General features: G+C 60.4%; 3 protein-coding genes and 2 pseudogenes. 1 reads left to right on the top strand and 4 read right to left on the bottom strand.

What is annotated here, in order from left to right; genetic code table 11:
* Window positions 1–66: 66 nt before the first annotated feature.
* The 4 genes and pseudogenes from AW06_RS21280 to AW06_RS18925 all read right to left on the bottom strand — a co-directional run.
* Window positions 67–195, bottom strand: a pseudogene (locus AW06_RS21280) (IS5/IS1182 family transposase); the annotation flags it as partial.
* A 499-nt stretch (window positions 196–694) separates the two neighbouring features.
* The gene (locus AW06_RS18935) at window positions 695–1,093 is read right to left on the bottom strand and encodes a GFA family protein (protein ID WP_034953513.1); all 399 of its coding nucleotides are present in this window, start codon (window positions 1,091–1,093) and stop codon (window positions 695–697) included.
* A gap of 216 nt (window positions 1,094–1,309) precedes the next feature.
* Window positions 1,310–2,932, bottom strand: coding sequence for an arylsulfatase (locus tag AW06_RS18930; RefSeq protein ID WP_246149205.1), 1,623 nt, complete (start codon window positions 2,930–2,932; stop codon window positions 1,310–1,312).
* Between the two features lie 111 nt (window positions 2,933–3,043).
* Entirely contained in the window at window positions 3,044–3,994 is a 951-nt protein-coding gene (locus tag AW06_RS18925) for an HAD family hydrolase (protein WP_273704906.1), read from the bottom strand.
* A gap of 436 nt (window positions 3,995–4,430) precedes the next feature.
* On the opposite strand from AW06_RS18925, the pseudogene AW06_RS18920 reads away from it, so the two are divergent.
* A pseudogene (locus AW06_RS18920) lies at window positions 4,431–5,233 on the top strand (IS5 family transposase); the annotation flags it as partial.

Genomic DNA, 5,233 nt, shown 5'->3' with positions numbered 1-5,233 from the left:
ACAAACGGGGCCACCTCTGTCGCCATGGTGACAGCGAAAGTCGGCCAGGGTGTGAGAGTTGACCTACACACCACCCCGGATCCACCGGTATGCATCCTGCGCCTGCGTCAGCCGGGTGATGGTTCGGGCACTGCCGATACCTTCCAGCGTCGCGTAAAGCCACAGGGCATACAGTATTTCCGGGGCGATCGCAGCCAAGAACGCCCGGCTGGCGTGGGCGGTGTTGAAATACGGCGAGGATTTCCGGACGAGACCCGGCGCGGCCGAGGTCAGCCGACCCCACAAAAAGCGTCAGCAGAAGGAAGGAACCCCCATGCCGGTCGTCGCCGGCAACGAATCACCGATGCAATGCACGCGTTGATGTGAAGCGGGTTGGACCCGCGCCGGGAGTGCCTGATCAACTCCAGGGGAAGCAGCACTTCCCGACTAACGATTGAGGCCCCGGCGCACGTCTTTCATCCGGGTCCGGGCCAACGGCCCAACATGACCGGTTGTAGTTTCGCAGTCCGCCATCTTCCCGATCAACAAACGCAGTCAATGACGAATCAAACCAGGAAACAGTGATGAACTAAAAAAACCCTCCTTGGCCCTTGCTTTTTGGGGAAGCCCTTGTAGCCCTTGTAGAAGCCGAGGCAACGGACTCGGCTTGATGCGGCCGGTCGCCAAGAGCGACGGGTTGGGCATCATCTCTGGTCTACGTTGGGAATCTCTCGAATTCAGGAAGCTCATGAACATGCTTCATCCAGTCGAGCCGCTCGGCCGTCTGTATTTGCACTGTCGGCGGTAGCGCCTCAGGATGGTCGAGAGTCGAGGACTGCACGTCGACAATTCCTGGAAGCGCGGCTGCATTCCGGTAGAACAACCCGCTTCCACAGTCAGCGCAGAAGCTGCGCATAGCGGTACCTGACGAGTTGATAGTCTTCGGCTGCCCTTTCTTCAGCGTCAAGGCGGTTTCAGGAAACATCGCCCATGCCACCATCGGCGCGCCTGCACTTCGTCGGCAGTCGCTGCAATGGCATAACGCAACGACCTGTGGCTCCCCCGAGAGTTCATAGCGAATCCCGCCACATAAACACTGTCCAGAGTAAGTCATCGCAGAATCTCCACGGTCTTCGACCAATTATTCACCAGACGCAAGCCAGATCCTTGACACTGATGAATCCCTTGCAGCCTAAAGGGGAGCCTCAAGACGCCCAACGCCCCGCATCACTTGCCGGCTAAAGCGGGCCAAGCCCGCTTTAGCCGGTCAGGTGCATGCGGATGTTAGCTGGCTCACGGAAGACCATGTTCCGTGCGCTTGCTGGGGGTTTCAGTTCCCTACCGGCAGCGGAATGCTGACGCCTTCCTTCTGCAACTGCTCACGGACCCACTGGAACTTCTGGTAGTTCGATATCGTGATCGGGCCCGTGTAAGTCATGCTCTGCAGCTTGCGCGGCGGGTATTGCACGTACGTCTTCATCAGATTCTGGATCGCCTCGCTGATCGTGACCATCGTCCAGGTCCGCTCGGTAAAGTTGTTCATGAAGATGTCATAGCGCTCCTGTGGGTCGGCCCACAGGTCAAATACCTGCGGCGCAGTCGCGACGTACTTCTCTGGGCCCTTCCAGCCGAGGTTGCTGTCGACCGCCAGGCCGCCAGTCGGTTGCCCGTTGTCGCCGCGCAGGTTGAACACCGCTTTGTAATTACCGACACGCGCGGCGCCCGGGCTCAGTTCATCCTCAGTGAAGTAAAACCAGGACTTGCGGGCTGACTTACCGGTTCCGAACAGGACCGACGTCATGTCGTAGCTGTCGAAGATGATCGGCTTGCCTTCCCGATCGTTCTTCGGCAACTGGACGCCGCCCAGGCTGGCGAAGGTTGCCATCAGGTCGAGACCGCCCACGATGTCGTGATTGCGGGTGCCCGGCTTGATCTTGCCGGGCATGACCGCTATCGCGGGCACGCGGTTGCCGCCTTCTCGCACCGTGCCCTTGGTGCCGCGGAACGGTGTGTAGCCGGCGTCCGGATAGACGTCCTGCCAGGCACCGTTGTCGGTCGTGTAGAACACCAGCGTGTTCTTGTCGAGGCCGAGCGCCCGCAGCTTATCCATGATTCGGCCGATGCGCGTGTCGAGCTCGACGACTGAGTCGGCGTACTTGCTCTTCGACAGCGATTTGTACTGGAACTCGGGCGCCGGCAGGTTCGGCTGATGCACCTTCATGAAGTTGACATTGATGAAGAACGGCTTGCCGGGATTCTTGGCTGCCGTGTCAAGGAACTCGAGCGCTGCCTTTTCGACGTATCCGTCGAAAAATGGAATACCGACCACGCCGTCGGGGTAAGTCACGCCATGCAGCGTGACGGGCTTGCCCGGCTCGTCGACGTACTGGCCGTTGATCTTGAAGTCCTCCTTCAGCTTCTCGCCGGCCTTGCCGGACAGCGCGCCAATTGTCACTTTGTTGAACATCGCCCGCAGCTCCGGATCCATGTCCGGAAACCAGGTCGGGTCGCCGTAGGTGTAGGCGTTCAGGTGATACAGCCCGACGTACTTCATTTCGTCATAACCCTGCGCGTTCGGTAGCGCGTAGTCGGCTTCACCGAGGTGCCACTTGCCGGTGAAGTAGGTCTGGTAGCCGCCCTTCTTGAGCACGGACGCCAAGGTCCACTCCGCAGCGGGCAGGCCGCCGCCCTGTCCCTGGAAAGCGACCGTCGTCATGCCGCTTCGGTTCGGAATGCGTCCAGTCTGCATCGCCGCGCGGCCGGGCGTGCAGCTCGGCTGAGCGTAGAAGGAAAAGAACGTCATGCCCTCGGCGGCCATACGGTCGATGTTGGGCGTGGGCATGCCGCGTCCCTCACCGCCGCCGTAAGGTCCGAGATCGCCGTAACCGGTGTCGTCGGAGACAATAAATAGGATGTTGGGCCTCGACTGTGCGTTGCCAAGACTCGGGGCCATCGCTATCAACGTGAAGAGAATTCCCGCAATCAATGCCGTGATTCTTTGCATTTCGACCTCCTGTATTACGTTTGGAATACCGTTTAAAAGCTTATCGCATCGGACGTCTGGTCATCTCTCGAAGACGAAGACCCGTTTCCAGTCTTTCTCCATGCTGATGACGACCCACCCCCTCTCTCCCGCTTCTTGCATCAACGTAGAGGGGAAAGTGCCGAACTTGGTGTCCGGCAGGCCGTTGGCAGGGCCATATGCATACTCCCTCCCAGCGTCATCATGGAGGACGAGCATCATCAGCCGCGCGCCGCCACCGGCACCGGTCCACTCCAGCATCTCGCGGTCCCCGGCGGAGTTTCCGAACGCCGCGATCGGTCGCCTGCCGATGAACTTGTTTATACCGACGGGCTTGCCGGTCTTGTCGTCGATGAAATCGATCTGTGGAAGCCGGATCAATACCGGCGTGCCGTCCTTCATTTGATACTGGGTCTTGATGCTGGATCCGATCACTTGCTCGGGCGGAATGCCGTAAACCGAATCGGTCATCGGCCGCATGAACTCCACCCCACCGCCGGAGACGATGTAGGTCTTGAAGCCGTTGGCGCGCAGATACTTCAGGAGCTCGAGCATCGGCTGGTAGACAAGCTCGGTGTAGGGCCGTTTGAAACGCGGGTGACGGGCCTTGCCAAGCCACTCCTTCACGATCGCCTCGAACTCCGCGGTACTCATCCCGGTATGCGTGGCCATGACCAGCTCGACCAAGCCCTTCTCGCCCAACGCCGCCAGGGTATCGAAGTCATTGTCGAGCACCGCCTTGAAGGGCTGGGTGGTGTTCCACTCCGGGTGCTGGGATGCCAGCGCCTTCACCCTGTCCAGTGCGAAGGCGAGCTGGGTATACATCGGCTGCTCCGTCCACAGCGTTCCATCATTGTCGAAGGTGGCGATGCGCTCGGCGGGCGGCACAAAGTCCGGGGAGGCTCTCGTGGTCACCTTCGAGACAAACTCGATGACGGATTGCTTGGCCTTGCCATCGTTCCAGGATGGAAGCGGATCTGAGGTCTGGGCCATGACCAAGGCATTGAAGCCCAAGGCGAGGGTGAAGGTGAGTGCAGCGAGCAATACACGTTTCATCGTCATCTGTTCCCTTCGGTGGATGATGCGGAGCCAGCTACAGGCTGCCGGAGCGTGAAACGCCCGGTGAACCCGCAAGCGCCGCTTGCGGGCGGCCCAGTCCAGTTGACCAAGAGATTAACACACGTTAGAGCAGGTATTAATTACTATGCCCCAAGGAAGAACAGCAATTCTCATTTTGGCAATGGTGGCTTTCTGTTCTCCTACCGAGCACCTGCAATAGATCCAGATTCAGGGAGTGGACTCCGCTCATGGCCGGCAGAAAGGCACTTTCCGGCGAACTCGCTCCATTGCTTGAGTCAAAATGGGCGTTGGTGTAGTATATTGGCATGAACCCCGAAGTTCCGGGTCTGGCGGCAAGAAGAGGTGCGAGATGGCCATGCGGGTGAACCCGGACACGGGCGAGGTGGGCGTAAAGCAGCGGTATCGGGTGACGAATTGGTCGGAGTACGACCGAGCGCTGGTCAATCGCGGCAATCTGACGATCTGGTTCGACGATGAAAGCCTTCGGGACAGCTGGACGCCTCCGCCGCCGGTGGGGCGCGGCACCCCTGGGCGGTACTCGGAGATCGCCCTCCAGACGTGCCTGACGATCAAGGGACTGTTCCAGTTGCCTTACCGGGCGACGGAAGGCTTGGTGAGGTCGCTGATGCGCCTGTGCCACCTGGATTTGCCGGTACCGGACCACAGCTATATGTCGCGACGGGCAGCAGAGCTTTCGGTACAGATTCCGCGCCGGCCGCGCCCGGGACCGACGCATGTGGTGATTGATTCGACCGGGCTGAAGATTGTCGGTGAAGGCGAATGGGCGGAAGCGGGGTTTCGTGAAGCACCGCTTCACGCCGCTGCAGCCGGTCGGCTGTGCAACGCCGACCGTGGGACGGTGCGCCAGCACGGGGTGGGCAAGCGGCGCACCTGGCGCAAGATCCACTTGGCCGTAGACGAAACTGCCAAGGACCTCATCTGCATTGAAGTGACCACGGCCGAGTGGAGCGACAGCGAGATCCTGCCCGGTCTGCTCGACTAGATCGAAGGCGAGATCGCCCAGGTATCGGCCGATGGCGCCTACGACAGCCACGGCTGCCACGCGGCCATCGCCGAGCGGAGCGCTCGTGCCACCCTTCCCCCCTCGGGAAGGGGCCGTCGCTTGGGGAGACGATCATCCCCGTGATGCGA

This window comes from Candidatus Accumulibacter cognatus (genome assembly GCF_000584975.1).
Lineage (GTDB): Bacteria > Pseudomonadota > Gammaproteobacteria > Burkholderiales > Rhodocyclaceae > Accumulibacter > Accumulibacter cognatus.
Note: the sequence above shows the minus strand (reverse complement) of the source record. Positions and strands in the feature narration are given on the sequence as shown.